The sequence below is a fragment of the Arthrobacter sp. AFG7.2 genome (genome assembly GCF_002892835.1).
In the GTDB taxonomy this organism is placed as follows: domain Bacteria; phylum Actinomycetota; class Actinomycetes; order Actinomycetales; family Micrococcaceae; genus Arthrobacter.
Genome location: NZ_PJMB01000001.1, coordinates 621,254 through 644,370, shown reverse-complemented (window position 1 = coordinate 644,370; position 23,117 = coordinate 621,254). Strand labels below are relative to the sequence as shown.

General features: G+C 66.4%; 20 protein-coding genes. 11 read left to right on the top strand and 9 right to left on the bottom strand.

What is annotated here, in order from left to right; genetic code table 11:
• The first annotated feature begins 16 nt into the window (after positions 1–16).
• The 5 genes from CXX84_RS03070 (at position 17) to CXX84_RS03050 (ending at position 5,301) form a co-directional block, all read left to right on the top strand.
• Positions 17–742: an ABC transporter ATP-binding protein gene (locus CXX84_RS03070; RefSeq protein ID WP_102975215.1), complete on the top strand. Its 726-nt coding sequence runs from the start codon at positions 17–19 to the stop codon at positions 740–742.
• Positions 732–1,679 (top strand): ABC transporter permease, encoded by a 948-nt coding sequence (locus tag CXX84_RS03065; protein WP_102975214.1) that lies wholly within the window; start codon positions 732–734, stop codon positions 1,677–1,679. The genes CXX84_RS03070 and CXX84_RS03065 overlap by 11 nt, the downstream gene beginning before the upstream one ends.
• 231 nt (positions 1,680–1,910) lie before the next feature.
• Entirely contained in the window at positions 1,911–2,375 is a 465-nt protein-coding gene (locus CXX84_RS03060) for an SRPBCC family protein (protein WP_102975213.1), read from the top strand.
• Positions 2,376–2,541: 166 nt separating this feature from the next.
• A complete protein-coding gene (gene cobA, locus CXX84_RS03055; RefSeq protein WP_102975212.1) occupies positions 2,542–3,798 on the top strand; it encodes a uroporphyrinogen-III C-methyltransferase in 1,257 nt (418 codons plus the stop codon).
• A gap of 36 nt (positions 3,799–3,834) precedes the next feature.
• On the top strand, positions 3,835–5,301 hold the full coding sequence (locus CXX84_RS03050; protein ID WP_102975211.1) for an FAD-dependent oxidoreductase: 1,467 nt from the start codon (positions 3,835–3,837) through the stop codon (positions 5,299–5,301).
• A 104-nt stretch (positions 5,302–5,405) separates the two neighbouring features.
• On the opposite strand, the gene CXX84_RS19220 is transcribed toward CXX84_RS03050, so the two are convergent.
• From CXX84_RS19220 to CXX84_RS03030, 3 genes are read right to left on the bottom strand one after another with little or no spacing between them, the layout of a single operon-like run.
• A complete protein-coding gene (locus tag CXX84_RS19220; protein WP_223252927.1) occupies positions 5,406–6,680 on the bottom strand; it encodes an SRPBCC family protein in 1,275 nt (424 codons plus the stop codon).
• Between the two features lie 28 nt (positions 6,681–6,708).
• Positions 6,709–7,536, bottom strand: coding sequence for a DUF1206 domain-containing protein (locus CXX84_RS03035; RefSeq protein WP_102975210.1), 828 nt, complete (start codon positions 7,534–7,536; stop codon positions 6,709–6,711).
• Positions 7,537–7,539: 3 nt separating this feature from the next.
• Positions 7,540–7,830 carry a hypothetical protein gene (locus CXX84_RS03030; protein WP_102975358.1) on the bottom strand — a complete coding sequence of 97 codons (291 nt, stop codon included), beginning with the start codon at positions 7,828–7,830 and terminating at the stop codon, positions 7,540–7,542.
• A gap of 155 nt (positions 7,831–7,985) precedes the next feature.
• Here CXX84_RS03030 and CXX84_RS03025 point away from each other — a divergent pair, with 155 nt between their 5' ends.
• Positions 7,986–8,522, top strand: coding sequence for a hypothetical protein (locus CXX84_RS03025; protein WP_102975209.1), 537 nt, complete (start codon positions 7,986–7,988; stop codon positions 8,520–8,522).
• 106 nt (positions 8,523–8,628) lie between these two features.
• Here CXX84_RS03025 and CXX84_RS03020 read toward each other — a convergent pair whose 3' ends face one another.
• From CXX84_RS03020 to CXX84_RS03010, 3 genes are all read right to left on the bottom strand, one after another.
• Positions 8,629–9,867 (bottom strand): AI-2E family transporter, encoded by a 1,239-nt coding sequence (locus CXX84_RS03020; protein ID WP_102975208.1) that lies wholly within the window; start codon positions 9,865–9,867, stop codon positions 8,629–8,631.
• Positions 9,868–9,988: 121 nt separating this feature from the next.
• Positions 9,989–10,669 carry a FadR/GntR family transcriptional regulator gene (locus CXX84_RS03015; RefSeq protein ID WP_102975207.1) on the bottom strand — a complete coding sequence of 227 codons (681 nt, stop codon included), beginning with the start codon at positions 10,667–10,669 and terminating at the stop codon, positions 9,989–9,991.
• 6 nt (positions 10,670–10,675) lie between these two features.
• Positions 10,676–11,959, bottom strand: a complete 1,284-nt coding sequence (locus tag CXX84_RS03010; RefSeq protein ID WP_102975206.1) for a CynX/NimT family MFS transporter — start codon at positions 11,957–11,959, stop codon at positions 10,676–10,678.
• A 144-nt stretch (positions 11,960–12,103) separates the two neighbouring features.
• Between CXX84_RS03010 and CXX84_RS03005 the strand changes: the two genes are divergently transcribed.
• Entirely contained in the window at positions 12,104–13,717 is a 1,614-nt protein-coding gene (locus CXX84_RS03005; protein ID WP_102975357.1) for a CYTH and CHAD domain-containing protein, read from the top strand.
• A 39-nt stretch (positions 13,718–13,756) separates the two neighbouring features.
• Here the strand turns inward: CXX84_RS03005 and CXX84_RS03000 are convergent, their stop codons facing one another.
• Positions 13,757–15,193, bottom strand: a complete 1,437-nt coding sequence (locus CXX84_RS03000; RefSeq protein WP_102975205.1) for a PucR family transcriptional regulator — start codon at positions 15,191–15,193, stop codon at positions 13,757–13,759.
• A gap of 167 nt (positions 15,194–15,360) precedes the next feature.
• Here CXX84_RS03000 and CXX84_RS02995 point away from each other — a divergent pair, with 167 nt between their 5' ends.
• On the top strand, positions 15,361–16,791 hold the full coding sequence (locus tag CXX84_RS02995; protein ID WP_102975356.1) for a gamma-aminobutyraldehyde dehydrogenase: 1,431 nt from the start codon (positions 15,361–15,363) through the stop codon (positions 16,789–16,791).
• 13 nt (positions 16,792–16,804) lie between these two features.
• Entirely contained in the window at positions 16,805–18,175 is a 1,371-nt protein-coding gene (gene gabT / locus CXX84_RS02990) for a 4-aminobutyrate--2-oxoglutarate transaminase (protein ID WP_102975204.1), read from the top strand.
• An 87-nt stretch (positions 18,176–18,262) separates the two neighbouring features.
• On the opposite strand, the gene CXX84_RS02985 is transcribed toward gabT, so the two are convergent.
• A complete protein-coding gene (locus CXX84_RS02985) occupies positions 18,263–19,450 on the bottom strand; it encodes a phytase (protein ID WP_102975203.1) in 1,188 nt (395 codons plus the stop codon).
• Positions 19,447–20,451 (bottom strand): EamA family transporter RarD, encoded by a 1,005-nt coding sequence (rarD, locus tag CXX84_RS02980; RefSeq protein ID WP_223252926.1) that lies wholly within the window; start codon positions 20,449–20,451, stop codon positions 19,447–19,449. The genes CXX84_RS02985 and rarD overlap by 4 nt, the downstream gene beginning before the upstream one ends.
• Positions 20,452–20,564: 113 nt before the next feature.
• On the opposite strand from rarD, the gene CXX84_RS02975 reads away from it, so the two are divergent.
• Both CXX84_RS02975 and CXX84_RS02970 read left to right on the top strand, forming a co-directional pair.
• Complete coding sequence (locus tag CXX84_RS02975; RefSeq protein ID WP_102975201.1) at positions 20,565–21,563, top strand: DNA topoisomerase IB; 999 nt, start codon at positions 20,565–20,567, stop codon at positions 21,561–21,563.
• Positions 21,564–21,615: 52 nt separating this feature from the next.
• Positions 21,616–23,076, top strand: a complete 1,461-nt coding sequence (locus CXX84_RS02970) for an FAD-dependent oxidoreductase (RefSeq protein ID WP_411266184.1) — start codon at positions 21,616–21,618, stop codon at positions 23,074–23,076.
• Positions 23,077–23,117: the final 41 nt, after the last annotated feature.

The window sequence follows — 23,117 nt, the reverse complement described above, 5'->3', positions numbered from 1 at the left end:
ACTTAAGGACGGCACCATGCCAGTCGTACTGGAACACCTGGGCAAGCGCTTCGGCGACGGCGCCCCGGTACTGGACGACGTCAACGCCACCATCGGGAAGGGCGAGTTCGTTGCCCTCCTCGGTGCCTCCGGCTGCGGCAAATCCACCCTGCTGAACATCATCGCGGGACTGGAGCCGCCGTCGTCGGGCGCTTTGGAAGTGCCCAGCGACGGTGCCGCCTTTATGTTCCAGGACGCTGCGCTGTTTCCCTGGCTGACCGCCCGCGAGAACATCGAGCTGGCCCTGAAACTCCGCGGCGTCGGGAAGGCCGGGCGCAAGGCCAAGGCGCAGGAGCTCCTGGAACTGGTGCACCTGGGCACGGCCGGGGACAAACGCCCCCATGAACTGTCCGGCGGCATGCGGCAGCGCGTGTCCCTGGCCCGCTCCCTCGCGCAGGACCGCCAGCTGCTGCTCATGGACGAGCCGTTCGCCGCCCTGGACGCCATCACCCGCGACCTGCTGCACGATGAGCTCGAGCGGATCTGGAAGGAAACCGGCCGCACCATCGTCTTCGTCACCCACAACGTCCGCGAGGCCGTACGGCTGGGCCAGCGCGTGCTGCTGCTGTCCTCCCGCCCCGGCCGCGTGGTCCAGGAATGGGCCGTCACCGAGGAACACCGAACCGACGCCGGGCTTGCCGGCCAGCTGACCGGGGTCATCACCGCCCGGCTCCGGGAGGAGATCCGCCGCCATGCCAAGTAACCAGACACCTCTGGCCGAAGCCCCTTCCGAGCCCACATCGCCTCAGCACATCCACGCCGCACTCACCCGGACGTCCACCGGCAGCGAGGACCTGCGGGAGCTTGAATCCGGGCTGGACTCCCTTCAGTCCGACGCCGCCCGCAAGAACCGCATCGACTGGAGCCGCGTCCTGCTGCCCATCGCCGCCCTGGTGGTGTTGGTGCTGATCTGGCAGTTCTACGTGTCGCTGGGCTTCAAGCGGCGTGACCAGGTCCCGGGCCCGATGGACGTGCTGGGCCAGATGGGTGTCCTCTGGAGCGAAGGCAAAGTCCAGGAATCGGTATGGACGTCACTGCAGCGCGGGCTGGTGGGCTTCGTTATTTCGGTGGCCATCGCCACACCCGTAGGCCTCCTGCTTGCCCAGGTGGCTCCGCTTCGCCGCGCGTTCGGCCCGCTGATTTCAGGCCTGCAGGTCCTGCCTTCGGTCGCGTGGGTTCCGGCGGCCATCATCTGGTTCGGCCTCACCGACGCCACCGTGTATTTCGTGGTGTTCATGGGCGCCATTCCGTCCATCATCAACGGGCTCATTTCGGGGGTGGACCAGATCCCGCCGCAGTACCGTCGCGTTGGCACTGTCCTGGGCGCCTCCCGCCTGGAGATGGCTCTGCAGATCATCCTTCCCGCAGCCCTGCCCGGCTATCTGGGCGGGCTCAAGCAGGGCTGGGCCTTTTCCTGGCGTTCGCTCATGGCCGCGGAGATCATCGCGGTGGGCGGTACCATCGGCTTCGGCCTGGGTTCCCTGCTGGACCAGGGCCGGCAGCTGTCCGACATGGCCGTAGTGATGTCGGCAATCCTGCTGATCCTCGCCGTCGGCATCCTGATCGAACTGCTGGTATTCGCGCCGATTGAGAAGCGCCTCCTGCGCAGCCGCGGCCTCCTCTCCGGCAGCACCCGCTAAGTCGGCCATTAGCCAATCCAGCCACCCACGTACCTTCAGCCAAGCCCGACGGCGACTCCCGCCGTCGGGCTCTGCTGTTCCTTGGCGATCCAAAGGCGTAACTTTTACCCGCCCTGCGCCGCATACGCCGCGTAATTCCGGTGGCAAGGTCCTGGGCCAGGCTCAAAAGTTACGCAGTTATGCCAGCACCCCCAGGCCCCGGAAGCTCCGGCTGAGTGGCAGACTGGCGCAATGACCATGAGCTTTGTGTGCCGCACTGAAAGCCGCCTTCCGCAGGAGCGGCTCTTCGACCTGGCCCGCAGCGTTGATGCCCACGTGGAGTCCCAGAAGGGGTCGGGGGAGCGGGCGGTAGCCGGGGTGACGTCGGGGCTCATCAGCGAGGGACAGGAGGTCACCTGGAGGGCGCGGCACTTCGGGCTTCCGCTCACTATGACCAGCCGCATCACCCATTTGGACTTCCCCCGCAGCTTCACGGACGAGCAGGTCCGCGGCCCCTTCAGGTGCTTCCGCCACATTCATGAATTCGAGGCCACAGCCGGAGGATGCATCATGACGGACCGGGTGGAGTTCACGGCTCCGTTCGGGTTCCTGGGCCGGATAGCCGGGAAGCTGGTCCTGCGCCCCTACCTGCAGCGGCTCATCACGGACCGCGGCCGCTTCCTCGGCAGCATCAGCGGCCCACCTGGGGCACTTTGACACGGACACGCCGGGTGCGAACGCAAACACCGCCGCCTTCCACGCCAATGTGCCCCACAAGCGAGTACGACGGCGGGCGGCAGGCTATGTGACGCAGCGTTACCTTGCGTGAACTGGTGTTGCTCGGCCTTTGTTGGCGATTGTGACGCGGCCCTACCGTTGATCCATGGCAATTCAGGATATCTACCCCACAGCGCTGCGGCTCCTCGGCCGCCCGGTGCTGGTGGTGGGCGGCGGCCCCGTTGCTGCCCGCCGCGCCAAGGGCCTGCTCGACGCCGGTGCACAAGTCACCGTCGTGGCTCCCGTTGCCTCCGCCGCGCTCCAGGACATGGCCGACGCCGGCCTCCTCACCTGGGCGCCGCGCCCCTACCGCTCCGAAGATGTCGACGGCGTCTGGTTCGTCCAGACCGCCACAGGCGATTCCGCCGTTGATGCCCAGGTCTCTGCCGACGCCGAGGCGCAGCGCATCTGGTGCGTCAACGCCTCCGACCATGAGGCCTCCGCCGCCTGGACCCCCGCCGTGGCCGAAGTTGATGACATCAAGATCGCCGTCAACGCCGGGGGAGACCCGCGGCGTGCCATGGCAGTGCGCAACGCCGTTGCCACCGCCCTGGAAACGGGCGATCTTCCGTTGCGCCGCCGCCGGGCCCACCGCGGATCCGTTGCGCTGGTGGGCGGCGGCCCCGGTGACACTGGACTCATCACCGTCCGCGGCCGCCGGCTCCTGGGCCAGGCCGACGTCGTGGTGGCAGACCGCCTCGGCCCCCGCGAACTCCTGAACGAACTCGCTCCCGACGTCCGCGTCATCGAAGTGGGCAAGACCCCCGGCCACCATCCCGTACCGCAGGCCGAAATCAACCGGATCCTCGTGGAGGAAGCACTCAACGGCCACCGCGTGGTCCGGCTCAAGGGCGGCGACCCCTACGTGCTGGGCCGCGGCGGCGAGGAAGCCGAGTACTGCCGGCAGCACGGCGTCGAGGTCGAAGTGGTCTCCGGTGTCACGTCCGCCATCTCCGTGCCGGCAGCGGCCGGTATCCCCGTCACGCACCGCGGCCTGGCCAAGGGCTTCAGCGTTGTCACCGGCCACGAGGAACTTTCCGAGGTCCCGGCACGCCCTGACCACACCATCGTCCTGCTTATGGGCGTGGGCCAGCTGCGCGAATCCGCGTCCGCCCTGGGCAAAGCCGGCCTGCCATCCGATACGCCAGTTGGTATTGTGGAAAACGGCTATTTGCCGGACCAGCGCGTGACGATTGGCACGCTCGGTTCCATCGCCGACCAGGCCCAGGCCGCCGGCGTCGCAAATCCCGCAGTGATTGTCATCGGTGACGTGGTGCGCGTGAGCCCCTTCGCGCCGTCGCACTTCAAAACCGCTGACTACAGCACCACCACACCGAACAAGCCCCGAGTCCTCACCACCTAGCCCTCCGGGCCGGATCGAAGAAAAAGGAACACAGCCGTGTCATCAAGCACCACCGTAGGTTCTGCCGAACGTCCGCTGCGCGTTGCCGTCGTGGGCTCCGGCCCGGCCGGCGTCTACGCCGCCGACATCCTCACCAAGAGCGAAGCCGTCAAGAGCGGCGAGCTGACCGTGAGCATCGACCTCTTTGACCGCTACCCGGCACCCTACGGCCTGATCCGCTACGGCGTGGCCCCGGACCACCCCCGCATCAAGGGCATCGTGAACGCGCTGCACAAAGTGCTCGACCGCGGCGACATCCGCTTCTTCGGCAACGTGGACTACGGCACGGACCTCACCATCGAGGACCTCCGCACCCACTACGACGCCGTCATCTTCGCCACCGGCGCCATCAAGGACGCGGACCTGAACATCCCCGGGATCGAGCTGGAAGGCTCCTTCGGCGGCGCGGACTTCGTCTCCTGGTACGACGGCCACCCCGATGTTCCCCGCCACTGGCCCCTCGACGCCAAGGAAATCGCCGTGATCGGCAACGGCAACGTGGCCCTGGATGTGGCCCGCGTCCTGTCCAAGCACGCCGACGACCTCCTGGTCTCCGAAATCCCGGACAACGTCTATGCCGGCCTGAAGGAATCGCCGGTCACGGACGTGCACGTCTTTGGCCGCCGCGGCCCCGCCCAGGTCAAGTTCACTCCGCTGGAGCTGCGCGAGCTGTCCCACTCCAAGGACGTGGACATCATCCTGTACCCGGAGGACTTCGAGTTCGACGAGGAATCCGACCGCCAGATCCAGACCAACAACCAGACCAAGACCATGGTGGGTACGCTCACCAACTGGATCGCCGAGCAGCCCGAGGACCTCTCCGAGCTGAAGGCCTCCCGCCGCCTGCACCTGCACTTCCTGCACAGCCCGGTGGAGATCTACGACGACGCCGAAACGCCGGGCAAGGTGGCCGGCATGCGGTTCGAGCGCACCGAGCTGGACGGCACGGGCAACGCCCGCGGCACCGGCGAGTTCGTGGACTACCCGGTCCAGGCCGTCTACCGCGCCATCGGCTACTTTGGCTCCGCCCTGCCGGAGATCGAGTTCGACCACACGAAGGGCGTCATTCCGAACGACGGCGGCCGCGTCCTGGATGCCGCCGGCACCCACGTACCGGGTATCTACGCCACCGGCTGGATCAAGCGTGGACCGGTCGGCCTGATCGGGCACACCAAGGGCGATGCCCTGGAGACCGTGACGTACCTGCTGGAAGACCGCGAAAACCTGCCGGTCGCCGCCGTTCCGGAGGCGGAGGCCGTCGTCGAACTCCTCGACGCCCGCGGCGTGAAGTTCACCAGCTGGGAAGGCTGGCTGGCGCTGGATGCCCACGAGCTCGCCCTCGGCGCTGCGGCCACGGAGGCCGGCGGCTCGCACGGTGTCGAGGTCAAGCGCGAGCGCATCAAGGTTGTGCCGCGCGGGGATATGGTGGACATTTCCCGTGACGGTGTGGCCGCGCAGGTCTAAGGACCGCAGCACCTCACTAACACGGCAATGCGGGGTCACCTCGCGCCCGTAACCTCCTGGTTTATGGGCGCGGCGTGACCCCGCATTGTTTTAACCGGGCAGGGCTACTTCCCGGCTCCGCCAGCGGCCATGAGTTCCAGCCGCTTAAGCGTTTCGCGGTTGCGGACGGTGATCATGGGGTCCCGCATGACCTTGGGCACCTTCCTGCCGGGCCCGCGGATGGCGTCTTCGGAGATGGTCACCAGGCATTGGTCGCCCCGGTCCTCGAGGCTGATGATGATTTTCGCTTCACCCATCGGCCAGCCGCGGGCCAACAGTTCCAGTGACTTTCCCGGTTCCACGGCGGTCACCCTGGTGCTGTCGTTGATCACGAGGGGCCACGCGCCCACGGAGTGGTGCAGGCGGGCGCCGGCTGACGGCCAGGTGTCGTCCACCGCCCGGATCCGGGAGGCGCCCACCACCCAGCCGGAGTACAGCCAGCCGTCGGCAACGACTTTCCAGACGTCGGCGGCGGGGGAGTTGAACAGCTGGGACACGGTGGACATGGTGTTCCTTCCTGTGGTGGATGGGGTGACCAGGATTTGTGCGGCTGGGGAAACTTCGGGGGAAGGCGCGACGGCGGCAGGAGCCTGCCGCTGGGCCGCCAGGTAGGAGCGCTCCCGGAGGCGGCGCGTCCAGGCGTAGGTCCGGGTGCCCGGCGGCTGGTTGTTGAGGGGGTCAAAGCGCAGGGGAGTATCCCGGGGCTTTAGGTCCGCCCTCAGGCGCAGCTCGCCGCACTGCCGCCAGGGCCCCGTTGGCGTGGCCCAGGACAGCTCAAGCACCCATTCCCCGGAAGACAGCGACCCCTCCGGCAGCTGCGTGCTCCGCAGCCCCAGCAGCACGGGTCCGTTGCGGCCGCGGTAGGGCATAAGCGTTGTCAGGGTGGAGCTTGCAACGTCAAGCCTGGGCTGGAGCAGGAACCTGCCGGGCAGGTGCCAGCCCGTGGAAGCAAACAGGACGTCGGCCGCGCCGCCACCTTCCCCGCCGTCGCCGCCGCCTTTCCCGGCAGCGGGAGTGGCCCGGAGCGCCAGCCCCAGGATGTCGGGGAACTGTTGGGGCAGCCCGATGGAACGGGAAAACCTCGCTGCCACGGTATCCAACCCCGGCGTGTCAAGCCAGTCCAGGCCGCTCGGTTCACCCTGGCTGCCGGTCCTGGCCAAGGTCCCGGTCAGCCCGATGCCCTGCGGGTGGATGGGCCTGTCAGGGCGGGCAAGCTTCAACACCCGGAACATGGCAGCGAAGGTCCTGCCTACAGTCTCCGTGATTGCCGGTGCGACGTCCCCCGGCGCGGCCTCGTCGTTGGCCGTTTGGTCCTGGTCCTTCAGTTCGGAGTGGCTCATGCTTCCTTCCTACCCTGAAATGGCTGTGCTACATGCGTCCAAACCGCGAGCGGACAAGCGCAAAGATCCCATAGGCAATAAACCCCGCACCGATGGCCACCAGGAGGTACGGTCCCCACGGGTGATCCTGGAGGGCTTTGAGGCTGCCATCCAGGCCGGTGGATTCACTGGGATTGTGCTTGGCTGCGGCGATGACGAAGAGGAGGCCGGTGAGGACCAGGGCCACGCCCTTGGCAATGTGGCCGGCAATGCCCAGGCCGTCAATCACCCTTCCGCGGCGGGTGCCGTCAAAGTGGAAGAGCTCCTCCTTGAACCCGCGCCGCACGCCTTTGACCACAAAGTAGACCCCGATACCCACAATCGTCAGGCCCAGTGCCACCAATGCCCATAGCCCTAACGGCGCAGCCATCAGGGACGCACTGAAATCGCGCGTGCTCTCACTGGAGTCGCCCCGCAGGCCCACCGCGAAACCGGCGAAGCTGACCCCTACGCTGCTGTAGGCAATCGCCAGAAAGCCCGACGAGATGAGTTTGGACACCCGTTCCTTGCGGGGCAGGCGGCGTGCCCGCAGGGTGGCCTCGCTCGCCTGCCACAAGCCCAGCCCGAAGCAGGCCAGCACGCACGCCCACATTACTGCAGGACCCCAGGGATTGGCGGCCAGTTGCTCGATCGCCCCTGTGGGTTCGGCCTCGCCGGGCTGACCGAAGGCGACGGCGATGGAAATGGCCCCAATAATGACGTGGAGCAGCGCCATGACGGCGAACCCTGTCCGCGCCAGGACATCCAGGGCCGGGTGGTTGGAAACCACCTCGACGGCATCCGCGGCCTGGCTGATGGTCGATTCCGCGTCGGACATGGGTCAGCCGTTCATGGGCCCTTCAGCGCGCAGCTTCCCGGCGCCCGGCCCCTCGACGTGCACGGTACAGCGGACCACCAGTTTTCCGGGGGCGTTATCCAGTTCCACCAGGGAATCGTCGGCGCTCAGGACAGTGAACACCTGCGAATCCGCCACCACGGCTACTCCCTTGGCCACTGCGGTCTCCCGCGCATTCTTCAGCGCCTCATCCTGGAGGCCGGCCACGTACGTGCTTTCTTTTTCCCGCGCCGGGTCCCCGAAGGCCCAGCCGAACAAAGTACCTGTGTTTCCCATGGCCACGATATTACGCGTTATGCCCCTCGGAAGACGGGCTTTCGTAACATTAGTAAGTGTGCTTACCATAGGCGGACCATGACCTTGAAGGGACACGGCAAGCGAAGACCGCAAGAGCGGCTCTCGGAACCAGTTCAACGTTAGGAATGCACATCATGGCAGGAAATCTTATTGCCCGGTCAGTTCACGATTTGACGGCAGCAGCGTGGTTCGGTGGATCGCTCATGGGCGCAATCGGCCTCAACGGTGCGGCGGCGGCGGCCAAGGACCCCTCGGAACGGACCAGGCTCTCGAGCGCAGGCTGGATGAAATGGGCGCCGTTCCAGACCGGCGCGTTCGCCTCGCACCTTGTGGCGGACCTGGCCATCGCGTGGGAGAACAAGGACCGGATCGCCAAGCAGGACGGCGTGGCGCGTGACACCGTCATCAAGACGGCAGTGACCGTGGTGGGCGCCGCAGTCACCCTGTACTCCGGCATCCTGGGCAAGAAGGTGGAGAAGATGGCCGCTGAGGGTGCGGAAGGTGCCACCGAGCCCGCCCCGAATGCCTCCGAAGAGCTGAAGGCGGCCCAGCAGCAGCTGAAAATGCTCCAGTGGGTCATCCCCGCGTTTGCCGGGCTGGTGGTGGTCCTCGGCGCCAAGCATGGTGAGATGCAGCGCCCCAAGAACGTCTTCGCCGGCCTCCAGAAGTAATACCGAAAGACGACGCACAAAAAGGCTGGCGCACCTGGGATACCAGGGGCGCCAGCCTTTTTGATGCGTGGAGGCAAATCTGCCAGCCTGCACTGGAGCTTGATGCCTAGATCGGCTTAGTACCGGCCGGCGGCAGGTCCGGGTTCATGTCCTCCAGGTTGGGGTCCTCGGCAGTCCACACCTGGATAATGGCCCAGGCGACGGCGGCCAGCGGCACGGACAGCACGGCGCCGACGATGCCGGCCAGGATGGTGCCTGCAGTCAGGGCCATCAGGATCACCAGGGCATGGAGCTGCAGGGACTTGCCCATGACGATGGGCTGCAGGAGATCGCCCTCCAGCTGGTTGACTGCGATGACCACGGCCACCACGATCAGGGCAACCACCGGCCCGTTTGCCACCAGTGCCACCAGGGCGGCCAGGATGCCGGCCACCGTAGCGCCCACCAGCGGGATGAAGGCGCCGATGAAAACGATGATGGCCAGCGGAATGGCGAGCGGAACCTGCAGGATCAGCAGCGCGGTTCCGATGGCGATGGTGTCCACCAGGGCCACGATGGCAGTGCCCCGCACGTAGCCGCCCAGCACCTCGAGGGTGCGGCTGCCCACCCGGCGCAGTTTAGCCTCACGTTCGCCCGTGAAGGGGCGGAGGAAGAAGTTCCAGATTTTGGCCCCGTCCTTGAGGAAGAAGAACAGGATGATCACCACGAGGCTTGCGCCGGCAAGAAATTCAGTCACCACGGACAGTCCGGTGAGGGCGCCGGACCGCACCTGGCTGCTGGTGGCGAACTGCACAATGCCTTCCCGCGCCTGGTCCAGCTGCGCCTGCTCAAGGGGGATGGGCCCGGTCAGCAGGAACTTCTCCAGCTCATCCAGCCCGGAAGCAGCCTGCTGCGCCAGTTCGCCCCATTGGTTTCGGACGGAGTAGTAGATCACGGTGGAAACGCCGCCCAGCACCAGCAGCAGCCCAATGAACGCGATGCCGGTTGCCAGGCCGCCCCGCAGCCCGCGGCGCCGGAGCATGTTCACGAACGGGCCGATGGCGGCTGCCAGAATCAGTGCGATCAGAATCGGAATGACCAGCAGCTTGATCTGCATCAGTGCGTAGACGGAGACAACCGCTACGGTGAGGATCAGCAGAATCTGGGCAGCACGGATCCCAACCCTGCCCAGGCCGTCACCCCACAGCTGGGTGGGCGACTTGGTGTCCCGGGCCTTCCGGACGGGCGGCGGTTGGTGGCCGGCAGCGCCGGTATGGCCAGCGGCAGCGGCCGGTGATTGTGCCGCTGCCTGCTGCGCAGGCTCTTGGCCCACGTTGTGGTCGGTCAGGCGTGATGATCTCGCCACGGGAACTCCTCGTCGTCGGCGGTGCCTGCCGTGCCGGGGCGCAGGGCGGGCTGAACTACCTTTCTTCAGATAGTAAGCCTACTGACCGATTAAGTTCCGGTGAAACCCTGTATAGGAAGCGTTATCCGGCAAGCCACTCGGCGCAGGAGTTCAGGTTCCGGTTGACGGTGCCTACTGCGGCGTCCTCGTCGCGGGCCTCAATGGCATCGGCCAGGAGGTCATGCCCTTCGTGCGGGCGGCCGTCGAAGCCCGCCCGGCGCTGCTGCTTAAGGAGGTCCTGGTGAAAGGCTGCGCCGAAGCTGACGTAGAGCTCGTGCAGCAGCGGATTGCCGGAAGCCTGTGCCACCCGTTCGTGGAATCCCCAGTCGGCCTGCGCCCAGGCCTCGTAGTCGCCGGCGCTCCAGGCCGCGTCCCGGGCGGTGAGCAGGGCACGCAGGGCGGAGACGTCGTCGTCCGTTGCATTCCGTGCGGCCAGCCGGGCTGCCTGGGTGTCCAGGCCCAGCCGGACTTCCAGGATGTGTTCCTCAGTATGGTCCTGGTACATGCGCCGGGCTGCTCCGGAGATCTCACTGGTGGCCCGGACATAGGTGCCGTCGCCGCGCCGCACCTCGAGCATTCCGCTGTGGGCAAGCGCCTTGATGCCCTCGCGCAGGGTGCCGCGGGACACCCCCAGGCCGGCCATCAGCTCGGTCTCGGACGGGATGCGCTGGTGAAGGGGCCACTCGCCTGAATGGACCATGGCGCGCAGCTTGGCAGTGACCTCGTCCGCGAGCGGGGTGCGGGAAGAAGGGACCAGGACCATGGCGGGCTACTTCCTTCCCACGGCTTTGGTCATGGCCTTGCCGGTGATCAGGTGCGCCACCACAATCTGGGCCAGCGCAAGGGCGAGGAGCAGCAGGAGGGGCAGCGTCCAGCCGCCCGTGGCGCTGTGCAGCAGGCCCATGCCGAACGGCCCCGCGGTGGCGAGCAGGTAGCCCGTGGACTGGGCGAGCGTGGACAGCGCCGTGGTTTCCGTGGTGCTCGCGCCGCTGCGGCTGATCATCACCATGACCAGCGGGAAAATTCCCAGGCCGAACCCCAGCAGGGTGGCGGAAACGGCGGCCAGCCCTACCGGCAGGAGCAGCAGCGACACCAGGCCCGCCACCATGGTGACGCTCACCAGGTAAAACGCGGGCCGCAGCATGCGGGGCCGGGAACCGATGGCGATCAGGACCATCCCGGCCGGAACCGAGACAAGCTGCATCAAGCCGAACATCAGTCCGCTGTCCGAGGCGCTCAGGCCCATGGTGGTCAGCATGTAGGGGAACCAGCTCAGCAGGGCATAGGCGAGCAAGGCCTGGAGCGCGAAGATCGCGGTGAGGAGCAGTCCCTTGCGGGCCCGCAGCAAAGGCCAGGGGGAGATCCGGGCCCCACTCCGCTGCGGAGTGTTCCGGTGCGCATGCAGCGCCACGGGAAGGAAGCCCAGGAGGGCCGCTACGGCAGTGATGCCGATGGCGCCAACGGCAGCTGAAGGGGAACCCAGCGCCTGGGCCAGCGGTACCACCGCTGCCGCGGTCACGGTGGCACCCGTGGCCATGGTTACCGTGTACACGGCGGTCATCAGCGAGGTCCTGTGCGCAAAGTGTTCCCGGATGAAGGAGGGCATTGCCACGTTGCAGACAGCCAGGCCGGACATGCCCAGGACGCTGCCCGCCACCAGCATGCCGGTGGCGGGAATGCCGCGCAGGAGCAGCCCGCCGGCCAGCATTGCCAGGGCTACCACGATGGCCTTCTCCACGCCCAGCCGGCCCGTCAGCCACGAGGTGCCCGCCCCGGCAAGGGCAAAGCACAGCGTGGGAATGGACGGGATGACGGCAGCCACAAAGGCGCCGTAGCCCAGGACCGACTGCAGGTCATGCAGCAGTGCCGACGCTCCGGTGATCCCGGCCCGCAGGTTCAGCCCGATCAGCACCAGCGCGATCACACCGAACACGACGGCGGAACGCGGTTTTGTCTCGTTCCCCGCCAACGCCGAGGCGGGGGCGGGGGGAGCGGGAACACTCCGGGGAGGGGCGGCAGGCGCTGCGGCGGCAGAAGGAGGCGAAGCTGGCATTGATCCAGTGTAAAGGTTAGACGTTTGATGTCTGCGATTGTGTGGCAGGAATCTCCCGGGTTCCCGGCCAAGGGCAATAGACTGCCAGCGGGCAGCCGGACGCCATTTTCCGGAAGCTCTGCCCGTGGAGTGGAAGGACGGCTTGTGAAGGCTTCGCAAGGACTTGAGATCGAAAAGAAGTACGACGTCGACAGCGACGCCGTGGTGCCTCCGCTGGACAGCCTGCCCGGAGTGGCTAAGGCCGGCGCTCCCCTTACCGCACTTCTTGAGGCTGTCTACTTTGACACCGCCCGGCATACCCTTGCCTCCCGCCGGATCACCCTGCGCCGCCGCACTGGCGGCACAGATGCCGGGTGGCACCTGAAACTGCCGCCGCTGGAAGCCGGAGGCGGAGGGCCGGAACCTCAGCAGCGGCGGGAACTGCACGCCCCGCTGGGGCAGCCAGGCGTGGTGCCGGACAGCCTGCTCGACCACGTCCAGGCGTACCTCCGCGGAGCGGAAGTAGCACCCGTAGTCCGGCTCGAGACCAGCCGCACCACCCACGCGCTGTACGGAGAAGACGGCGTACACCTGGCGGACCTCGCCGATGACCGGGTGACGGCGGAGCGCCTGCATAACGGTCCGGGTGGCGGAACCGAAAGCGGCGGCCGGAAGCAGCAGTGGCGCGAGTGGGAACTGGAGCTCGTCCATGGCGGACCGGGGATCTTCGGACCGGCTGAGGAACTCCTCGCCCGGGCCGGCGCACATCCTGCGGGCCACGCGTCCAAACTCTCCCGTGCCCTCGGCGATACCCCAGGAAGCTCAGCACCGGGCGCCGGCCCGTCCCTGGCCGCCCGCCCGGCGCAGGACCAAAGTACCCCTGCTCTCGCCGCCGGCAAGAAAGCCCCAGCCACCGCCGTCGTCACTGCCTACCTCGACGGGCAGATCCAGCAGATTCTGGCCCAGGACCCGCGGGTCCGGCTGGAGGAACCCGAGTCCGTGCACACCATGCGGTCAGCTGTCCGCCGGATCCGGTCCGCGCTCGCGGCCTACCGGAAGCTGTATTCCGCCGGCCCGGTCCGCCGGCTGCGGGACGAACTGAAGTGGCTGGGCGGGCTGCTGGGCGGACCGAGGGATGCCGAAGTCCTGCTGGACAGGCTCCGCGGGCACCTCGGCGAACTGCCGCCGGGGGAGGGCACCGGGGCGGCCAGGAACCTTGTTGAGCACAGAGTGGGTGCCACGTTCGACGACGGATACCGGCAGCTCCAGGAGGCGCTGCGCTCGGACCGCTACTTCCGGCTCCTCGACGAGCTCGAAGAGTTCCGCGACAACCCGCCTGTCCGCACGGAAACGGTGGCGCGCGGCCGGCGCGTGTCCGCAAAAGCCGTGGAAAAGTCCGCCAGGCGGCTGCGGCGCTCACATAAGGCAGCTGCGCACGCCCGGCGCGGGACAGACCACGACAACGCCCTCCACCAGGTGCGCAAGGATGCAAAGCGGCTGCGGCACGTGGCGGAAACAGCTGCTTTGGTGCACGGCAAACGCGCCAGGCAAGTGGCCAAAGCGGCACACCGCCAGCAAAAGGTCCTGGGCGATTTCCATGACGCCGTGATAGCCCGGGACCTGCTGGCCGCACTCAACCCTGGCCAGGAACAGCCGGCAGAAGCTGCGGTCTTCGCCGCGCTGGCCAGCCGGCAGGACGCGCTGATGAGCGCCGCCGAGGCCAGGTACCGTAAAGGCCGCAAGAAGTCGCGCGAGCTCCTGCAGCGCGGGGTTATCTGACGCCCGTCCAGCCCACCGGACGGGGCGCCTTGGTTTGCCCTACTTGCCCTGCCGGGCGCCCAGCCGGGCCACGGCCAGCGCAAGCCACAGCTGGACACGGTCCGTGGTGACCGCGGGATCGTAGCCCGTCAGTTCGGTGATCTGCGCCAGGCGGTAGCGGACCGTGTTCCGGTGCAGGGTCAGTTCCTCCGCGACGGCAGCCACAGAGCCGTTGTTGTTGAGATAGCTCTCCAGCGTCGTCATCAGTTCCGAGCCGTGGGCGGCATCGAATGCGCGGAGCGGGTTCAGGGACTCATTGGCCATGTCCGCCAGCGGCACATCCTCACTGGCCAGCAGCAGCGACGTCAGGCTCAGACGCTCCGGTTCATTCACGGGCAGCCCGTGGCTTGCCGCGTCCCGGGCTTCGAAGTAGCTCCACCGCAGCCCGTTCGGCTTGGTGTACGCACCCCCGATTCCGATGGTTGCGTGGATACCCGCCTCGGCGAGATGGTCGCTCAGCTTCCGGGCCAGGGCAGGTGCGCCGCCGCCGTCGTCATTGATTGCCAGCACCAGGTCCTTGCCCACGACGGCGGCCACCGCGTTCTCCAGTTCGCGCGGCACCGAGGTGCTCACCAAGGCTTTATGGTGCGCTGCGGAGACAGCCAGCAGCACCACGTTCTTCCGGGTGCTGTTGACACCTACCCCGGCCAGGCGGCGCTGGGCCTCGCTGGTCTCCAGGGCACCATGGATCACGTCCTCCAGCACCTGCCCGCACAGGGCACGCTGGGCCTGGCGCTGCTTGACCATGTTGTTCAGCTCGACGCTGATCAGGTTCTGGGCGTAGCCGATGATGCCCGAATCCTCGAAGGGCTGCCGGACCCACAGGGTGCAGGCATCCCGCCGGCCGGTGGGAACGGGGTAGGAGGACCAGGTGTCCGCCGAGGGTGATTCGCTGCTGCTGTTATACAACTGGGCGGTGAACTGGCTCAGGGCTACATCCGTGCGCAGCATCCCGCCCAGGTGCTTGAGCAGCTCAGCGAGCCCGCCACCGGTGAGCAGTGCACGTGCCAGCACCTGGTGGCCGGCGATCAGGCGTTCAAGTTTCGCATAATGGTCCGCGGACTGGGCGTCGGCCACCAGCTTGCCGATGGCGATGAACGGCGTCTCATAGGGAACCTCCACCACGGGCAGGCCCCACCGGTTGGCTTCGGCCAGCAGGGCCGGGGGAACTGTCTCGTGTGAAAGCCCTACGCCAAAACCGATGCCGACAGCGCCGGCCCGCTGCACCTGCCGGACAAAGCGCCGCTGCTCGGGCGCGGACCGCAGGCGGAGGCCTGTTGTCAGGATCAGTTCACCGCCGTTGATGAACCGGTGCGGGTCCTCCAGCTCGGTCACTGCCACCCAGTTGATGTCCTGGTGCCAGGTGGTTTCCGCGACCCCGGCCTTGGACAGCTTCAGCGAGTTCACACCCAGCAGGGCGGCAAGGGAAATGGCCATGGATCTAGGATAAAGGGGCGCTGGGCAACCGCACTAAATACCCTCAAAAAGGGTGTGCAGGTGGCTATTCACTGGGCAGGGGCGCTGGCATAGGCTCTAGGCAGTTCCAACCACCGTCCTGGACTCAGCCCAGGCGCGGCCGGCCCCTACGAAAGAGGTTGCACACCGTGGTCCAAACCTTGCAGAACTTCATCAACGGGAAGTTCGTCACTCCTGCCGGCACTGACCTGCTGGACATCGTGAACCCCGTCAACGGGGAAGTGGTGGCACAGTCGCCCGTCTCCGTGCAGGCCGATGTGGACGCCGCCATGAACGCCGCCAAGGACGCCTTCAGGACCTGGAAGCACGTCACCCCGGGGCAGCGCCAGCTCATGCTCCTCAAGCTTGCCGACGCCGTCGAGGCCAACAGCGACGAACTCGTGGAGGCCCAGCACCGCAACACCGGGCAGGTGCGTTCCCTCATCGCCTCGGAGGAAGTTGCTGCAGGCGTTGACCAGCTCCGCTTCTTTGCCGGCGCAGCCCGCATCCTGGAAGGCAAGTCCGCCGGCGAATACTTCGAGGGGCACACCTCCTACGTCCGCCGCGAGCCCATCGGCGTCGTGGCGCAGGTGGCGCCCTGGAACTACCCCTTCCTGATGGCCATCTGGAAGATCGGTCCCGCGCTCGCGGCCGGCAACACAGTGGTCCTGAAGCCCTCGGACACCACCCCGGAATCCACCCTGGTCCTGGCCCGCCTGGCCGGGGAAATCCTCCCCGCCGGCGTCCTGAACGTGGTGCTGGGAACGGGCGAGACCGGCGCCATGATGGTGGACCACAAGGTTCCCGGCCTGGTCTCAATCACCGGCTCGGTCCGCGCCGGCATCGCCGTCGCCTCAGGTGCAGCCAAGGGCCTCAAGCGCGCACACCTGGAGCTTGGCGGCAAGGCGCCTGCCATTGTGTTCAAGGACGCCGACATCAAGAAGAGCGCAGCGGCGATCGCCGAGTTCGCGTTCTTCAACGCGGGCCAGGACTGCACGGCCATCACCCGGGTACTGGTGGAGGATTCCGTGCACGACGACGTTGTGGCCGCCATGGTGGAACACACCAGGACCCTGCACACCGGCTCGCAGAATGACGAAGACAACTACTTCGGCCCGCTGAACAACATTAACCACTTCAACGCTGTCACCTCAGTAGTTGAAAACCTTCCTGCCAACTGCCGGATCGAAACCGGCGGCCACAGGGCGGGTGGGAAGGGGTACTTCTTCCAACCCACCATCATCACCGGCGCGAAGCAGAGCGACGACATCGTCCAGAAGGAGACCTTCGGACCCGTCATCACCGTGCAGAAGTTCAGCACCGAGGAAGAAGCCGTTGAGCTGGCGAACGACGTGGAATACGCCCTCGCCTCAAGCGTGTGGACGTCCAACCACGGGACGGCCATGCGCCTCAGCCGGGACCTTGACTTCGGTGCCGTCTGGATCAACACCCACATCCTCCTCACCGCCGAAATGCCCCACGGCGGCTTCAAGCAGTCCGGCTACGGCAAGGACCTCTCCATGTACGGCGTGGAGGACTACACGCGCATCAAGCACGTGATGTCCGCACTCGACTCTTAAGGAAGAAATCATCATGACCACCACCGCATCAGACATCACCTTCCGCCTGGAGCAGAAGCGCCGGGTCCAGGCCGACTTCCCCGGCCCCAAATCCGTAGCCCTGACAGAGCGCCGCAAGGCAGTAGTCGCCGCAGGCGTCGCCTCCACCGTGCCCGTCTACGTCGCAGACGCCGACGGCGGCATCATCCACGACGTCGACGGCAACTCCTTCATCGACCTCGGCTCAGGCATCGCCGTGACGAGCGTTGGCGCGTCCGATCCCGCCGTCGTCGGCGCCGTCAAGGAAGCAGTGGAGCACTTCACGCACACCTGCTTCATGGTCACGCCCTACGAGGGCTACGTGGCTGTGGCCGAGCAGCTCAACCGGCTCACCCCCGGCGACCACGAAAAGCGCACCGTTCTTTTCAACTCCGGCGCTGAAGCAGTGGAGAACGCCGTCAAGGTGGCCCGCCTCGCCACCGGGCGCGACGCCGTCGTGGCCTTCGACCATGCCTACCACGGCCGCACCAACCTGACCATGGCGCTGACGGCCAAGGCCATGCCGTACAAGACCAACTTCGGCCCGTTCGCGCCCGAGGTCTACCGCATGCCCATGAGCTACCCCTACCGGGAGGAAAACCCGGAGATCACCGGTGCCGAGGCTGCCAAGCGCGCCATCACCATGATCGAGAAGCAGATCGGCGGGGCCCAGGTTGCCGCGATCATCATCGAGCCCATCCAGGGCGAGGGCGGCTTCATCGTCCCGGCTGAGGGCTTCCTCCCGGCACTGGCAGCGTGGGCCAAGGAAAAGGGCATCGTCTTCATCGCCGATGAGGTCCAGTCCGGTTTCTGCCGCACGGGTGAATGGTTCGCCGTCAACCACGAGGGCATTGTTCCGGACATCATGACCCTGGCCAAGGGCATCGCCGGCGGCATGCCGCTGTCCGCCATCACCGGCCGGGCCGACCTGCTCGACGCCGTCCACCCGGGCGGCCTGGGCGGCACCTACGGCGGCAACCCCGTAGCCTGCGCTGCCGCGCTGGCGTCGATCGGCACCATGGAGGAATACGACCTCGCCGGCCGCGCCCGCCACATCGAATCCCTCGCCACCACACGCCTGCGCGAACTGCAGTCCGAACTCGGTGGTGCCGGGTCCTCCGTGATCGGTGACGTCCGCGGCCGCGGCGCCATGCTGGCCATCGAACTGGTCCAGGCCGGGTCCAAGGAACCCAACCCGGAACTGACCAAGGCAGTTGCTGCCGCCTGCCTCAAGGAAGGTGTCATCATCCTGACCTGCGGCACCTACGGCAACGTCATCCGGCTGCTGCCCCCGCTGGTCATCACCGATGAACTGCTGAACGACGGCCTGGACGTTTTGGCTGCTGCCATCAGGGCCCACGCGTAAACGCCAAAACAAGAGTTGGCGTCACCTCGCAACGGCGCAAACACAGCCAGGGGCCCCGGAACAACCGTTCCGGGGCCCCTGGCTTTGCTACTCCAGAACCGAGCTGAGCGGAATGTACTTCAGGTTCGACGTTGTTCCGTCGCTGTTCGATTCATCGTGGACAACCAGAACTCCCTGCTCGAACTGCGGGCCGGCATTCAGGGTGGTGACATCCAGGCCGTCGGTTCCCGTGACGGCGTCGATATTCCCGCTGCCGCCCACCTTGAGTTTCTTGATGAAGGCGTTGTCACCGGCCCGGTCGTAGATGGCTATGGTGGAGTCGCCCTGGCTGGAAACGAACAGGTGCCCGGAACCGTCCGGGCCGTAGCTGATGCCCAAGCCCTCCACGTCCGCAACAAGGCGGCCGGCGCCTGCTTCGTCCACGGAGACCCGTTCGGCCCCGCCATCAGGTTCAGCGTTGTACTTCCACACTCCAACGTCCTCCTGCGCGACGTAAAGGTGTCCCAGCTCGTCGTCGGCCACGCAGCTTTCCGTGATGCTGCTGATGGGAAGTTCCCGGACGAGGTCGGCCTCCACCTTTCCGGTGCCGTCGTCCACCAGCTCGAACTGTTGCACGGACCCTTCCTCGTTCGGGGTGACAAACGCGTAGAACTTGCCGGTGGCATTGCTGTGATACATGCAAAAGCCGTAGTTGGGCTCAACCGTGTCAATGGTGCCGGCCGTCACCGGAGTAAGGTTCCTGGTCTCCGGATCCAGGGTCCACAAGGCCAATGTGTCGTCCGTCCGGTTGTTTCCGCCCACCAGAATGGCCGGCTTTCCGGACAGCGGGAACCCCGTCCTCAGGTCGACATTGCCGATCTTCCCGTCCGGACGGAAGTGGACCAGTTTGCCGTCCATCCCGAAAACGGCAATACCGCCGCCTGTATCCGACTTGTTGTCCGCGATCACCACGCTGTTGCCCGGGTTGTCCGGATCAACCCAGATGGCAGCATCATCCGCCACGTCGCCCGAAGAACCTGAAAAGCTGGAGGTTTCCGCCGCGGGGCCGTCCGTTCCGGCCGCCGGTGCCGATGTGCCCGGCCGGGAAGGTTCAGCGGTGCCGGGCCGGGAAGGTTCAGCGGTGCCGGGCGGGGAAGATTCCGGGGTGCCGGGCAGCGGTGCAGGGCCCCTCGTCAGGAACAGCACTGCCGCCGCCAGGACGGCGACGGCGAGAAGTGCCGCGACCAGGATGCGGAGACGGGTTCGCCTGGTGTCTTCCCGGGAAGGAGATGTCATCTGCCCCGCTTTCCCCGTCTGGCCACCGAGTTCCTGCGCGCCGCCGCCAGCATGTCCACGGTGAGGACGGCCAGGGCCAGCCACACTACTCCGAAACCGATCCAGCGGTCCAGGGTCATCGCTTCCTTGAACACCACGAGGGCAAGGATGAACTGCAACAGGGGTGCAAAGTACTGGAGCAGTCCGATGGTGGTCATGGGAAGCCTGCGCGCGGAAGCCCCGAAGAACAGCAGTGGAACCGCGGTGATCACCCCGGATGCCAGCAGCAGCCAAAAATGCCCGGGGCCCTGCGTGGTGAGGGTGGCGGTTCCGGTGACGGCCAGGAAGATCATGGTGGCAGCGGCCAAGGGGGCGAGCACCATGGTTTCCACGCTGAGGCTCGTTACGGCGTCCACCCTGGGACCAACCCGCTTCTTGACAAAGCCATAGAAGCCGAAGCTGAAGGCCAGGGTCAGGGCGATCCACGGCAGCTTGCCGTAGGAATACGTCAGTACTCCCACCGCAACAAAGCCGATGCCCACGGCTGCCCACTGCAGCGGACGCAGCTTCTCCTTCAGGACAAACACGCCCAGCAGGACGGACACCAGCGGGTTGATGAAGTAGCCCAGGGAAGCCTCAACGGCCTGTCCGGTGGTCACTCCGTAGGTGTAGGTCAGCCAGTTGACGGCGATAAGGGCGGCAGCGAGGGCAAGGGAGCCAAACACCGCCCGGTTGCGCAGTGCCTGTGCCAAGGCGGACCAGGCGCGGGTAACGGTGATGAGGAGCGCGCAAAACAGCAGCGACCACACCACCCGGTTGGCCACGATTTCGACGGCGCCGGCAGGCATAAGCACGAAGAAGTACAGCGGGAGCAGCCCCCACAGCCCGTACGCACCAATGCCAAAGAGGATTCCCGCCGTCGTCTCTTTATCGACGGCCTTGGGGCCGGCTGTCCGGGAAGGACCGGGGGCAGCGGCAGGAGCCGGGGCACTCAGGGGGGAAGATCCGTCGGGTGTGGGCACGAACCCATAACACCACCCCGGAGGCAGGTATTCCAGCAGGCCGGGCATGCAATCCGGGAAATAGTCAGTAGGCTTGCTTTTATGATGTTCGCCATGAGGCCGGGTGCCGCTCCATGAGGCTCCGGCGGAGTAACGCGTCGGGCCGCGGTTACCGCCGCGTGGCCGCGGGCAAGGGCTTCAGTTACCGCGACCTCGACGGATCAACACTGCCGTCCGGCCCTGTCCGGGAGCGGCTGGAAGGCATCGGCATTCCGCCGGCCTGGACCGACGTCTGGATTGCCCCTTTTGAAAACGGGCACATCCAGGCCACAGGGGTGGATGCCGTGGGGCGGCGGCAGTACATTTATCACCCGGAATGGCGGGAGCGGAAGGACCGGCTGAAATTCGACCGTGCCCTCCAGCTGGCCGAATCGCTTCCGGCCGCCCGGCGGCGCGTGACCATGGACCTGCGCAGTGAAGGATTCACCCGCGAGCGCGTCCTCGCGGGGGCTTTCAGAATGCTGGACAGCGGCTCCCTTCGGGTGGGGTCCGAGCGGTACACCAACGAAAACGGCAGCCACGGGCTCGCCACCCTGCTGTGTGCCCATGTCCAGGTGCGCAAGGACCGGATCCATCTGCGGTTTCCGGCCAAGAGCGGCAAAGACTGGGAATCGGAAATCCGCGACGCCGACCTTGCCGCCCTGCTGCGGTTGCTGAAGCGCCGCGGCCCCAATGCCAGGCTCATGGCCTACAAGGAAGGGCGGCACTGGCGGCCTGTCACCAGCGCCGACATCAACGCTTACGTGAAGGAGCGCACCGGCTCGGACTTCACGGCCAAGGATTTCCGGACGCTGCACGGCACCGTGGCGGCCGCCGCAAGCCTGGCCCGCACCGGCGCGCAGCGAACCGCTGCCAAACGGAAGAGGGCCATCAGCCGGGCCATGATGGACGCTTCCGAGGTCCTCGGCAATACCCCGTCCATCGCGCGCAAGAGTTACGTCGACCCGCGCGTGCTTGACCACTACCACGAGGGCGAAACCATCGACCCCAAGCGGCCCGACTCGGCTGAAGCGGAGCTCCGCGCGCTGCTCTACCGTGAAGGCAACGTGGTGCCGCTGGCGAAAAGCGGCTGAGGCCTAGAATAGGGGACTGTGCGCTACCTCTTTCGGTGCCACCTCACGAATCATGGCGATGATCAGTTCAGAAGGGCTCCCGGTGTCCAACCCCAGCGAATCCAGCTCCTCCCGTCCTCTCCGCGTCGCCATTGTGGGCGCGGGCCCGGCGGGTGTCTACGCTGCGGACATCCTCACCAAGTCCAGCGGGGTCAAGGACGGCGACTTCGAGGTCAGCATCGATCTGTTCGAGGCCTACCCGGCGCCGTACGGCCTGATCCGCTATGGCGTGGCACCGGACCATCCCCGTATCAAAGGCATTGTCAACGCACTGCATAAAGTCCTGGACCGCGGCGACATCCGCTTCCTGGGCAACGTGACCTACGGCCGGGACCTCACGCTGCACGATTTCCGCTCCTTCTACGACGCGGTGATCTTCTCCACCGGAGCCGTCAAGGACGCGGACCTGGACATTCCCGGCATTGGACTGCAGGAATCCTTCGGCGGCGCGGACTTCGTGTCGTGGTACGACGGCCATCCGGATGTACCGCGCGAGTGGCCGCTGGATGCCAGGGAAATTGCGGTGATCGGCAACGGCAACGTAGCGCTGGATGTGGCCCGCATGCTGGTCAAGCACCCGGAGGAACTCCTGAGCACCGAGATCCCGGACAACGTGTACGCCGGACTCAAGGCGTCACCGGTCACGGACGTGCACGTGTTTGGCCGGCGCGGCCCTGCCCAAGTGAAGTTCACGCCGCTGGAACTGCGCGAACTGAGCCACATGAATGACGTGGACATTGTGCTCTACCCCGAGGACTTCGAATTCGATGAGGCCTCTGACGACGCCATCCGCAGCAACAACCAGATCAAGACCATGGTGAACACACTCACCAACTGGCTGGTGGAGGAGCACGCCGAGTCCGAGAATCCGTCATCGCGCCGGCTGCACCTGCATTTCCTGCACAACCCGGTTGAAGTGCTCGACGACGGGTCGGGCAAGGTGGGTGGCATGACGTTTGAGCGCATGCAGCTGGACGGCACAGGAAACGCGAAAGGCACGGGGGAGTACATCGAGTACCCCGTCCAGGCTGTTTACCGGGCCATCGGCTACCACGGCTCGGCGCTGGACGAACTCGAGTACGACGCCAAGCGGGGCGTCATTCCCAATGAAGGCGGCCGGGTCCTGGACGGCGAAGGCAACCCGGTTCCGGGCATCTACGCCACCGGCTGGATCAAGCGCGGACCGGTGGGCCTCATCGGCCATACCAAGGGCGACGCCCTGGAAACCATCGGGTTCCTGCTCGAGGACAGGCTGACCCTGCCGCCGGCAAAGAATCCCGACCCCCAGGCCATCATTGACCTGCTGGAAGAGCGCGGCATCGAGTACACCACGTGGGAGGGCTGGAACAGGCTAGACGCCCACGAAGCAAACCTCGGTGCCGCCTGGACGGGACCCGAGGGCCTGGACCATGTGGTCCGCGAACGTATCAAGGTGGTCCCCCGCGAGGACATGATCCGGATCTCCCGCGGCTGACATCTGCGCAAAAGCCGGAAAACGCCACAGCGTAGGTTGGG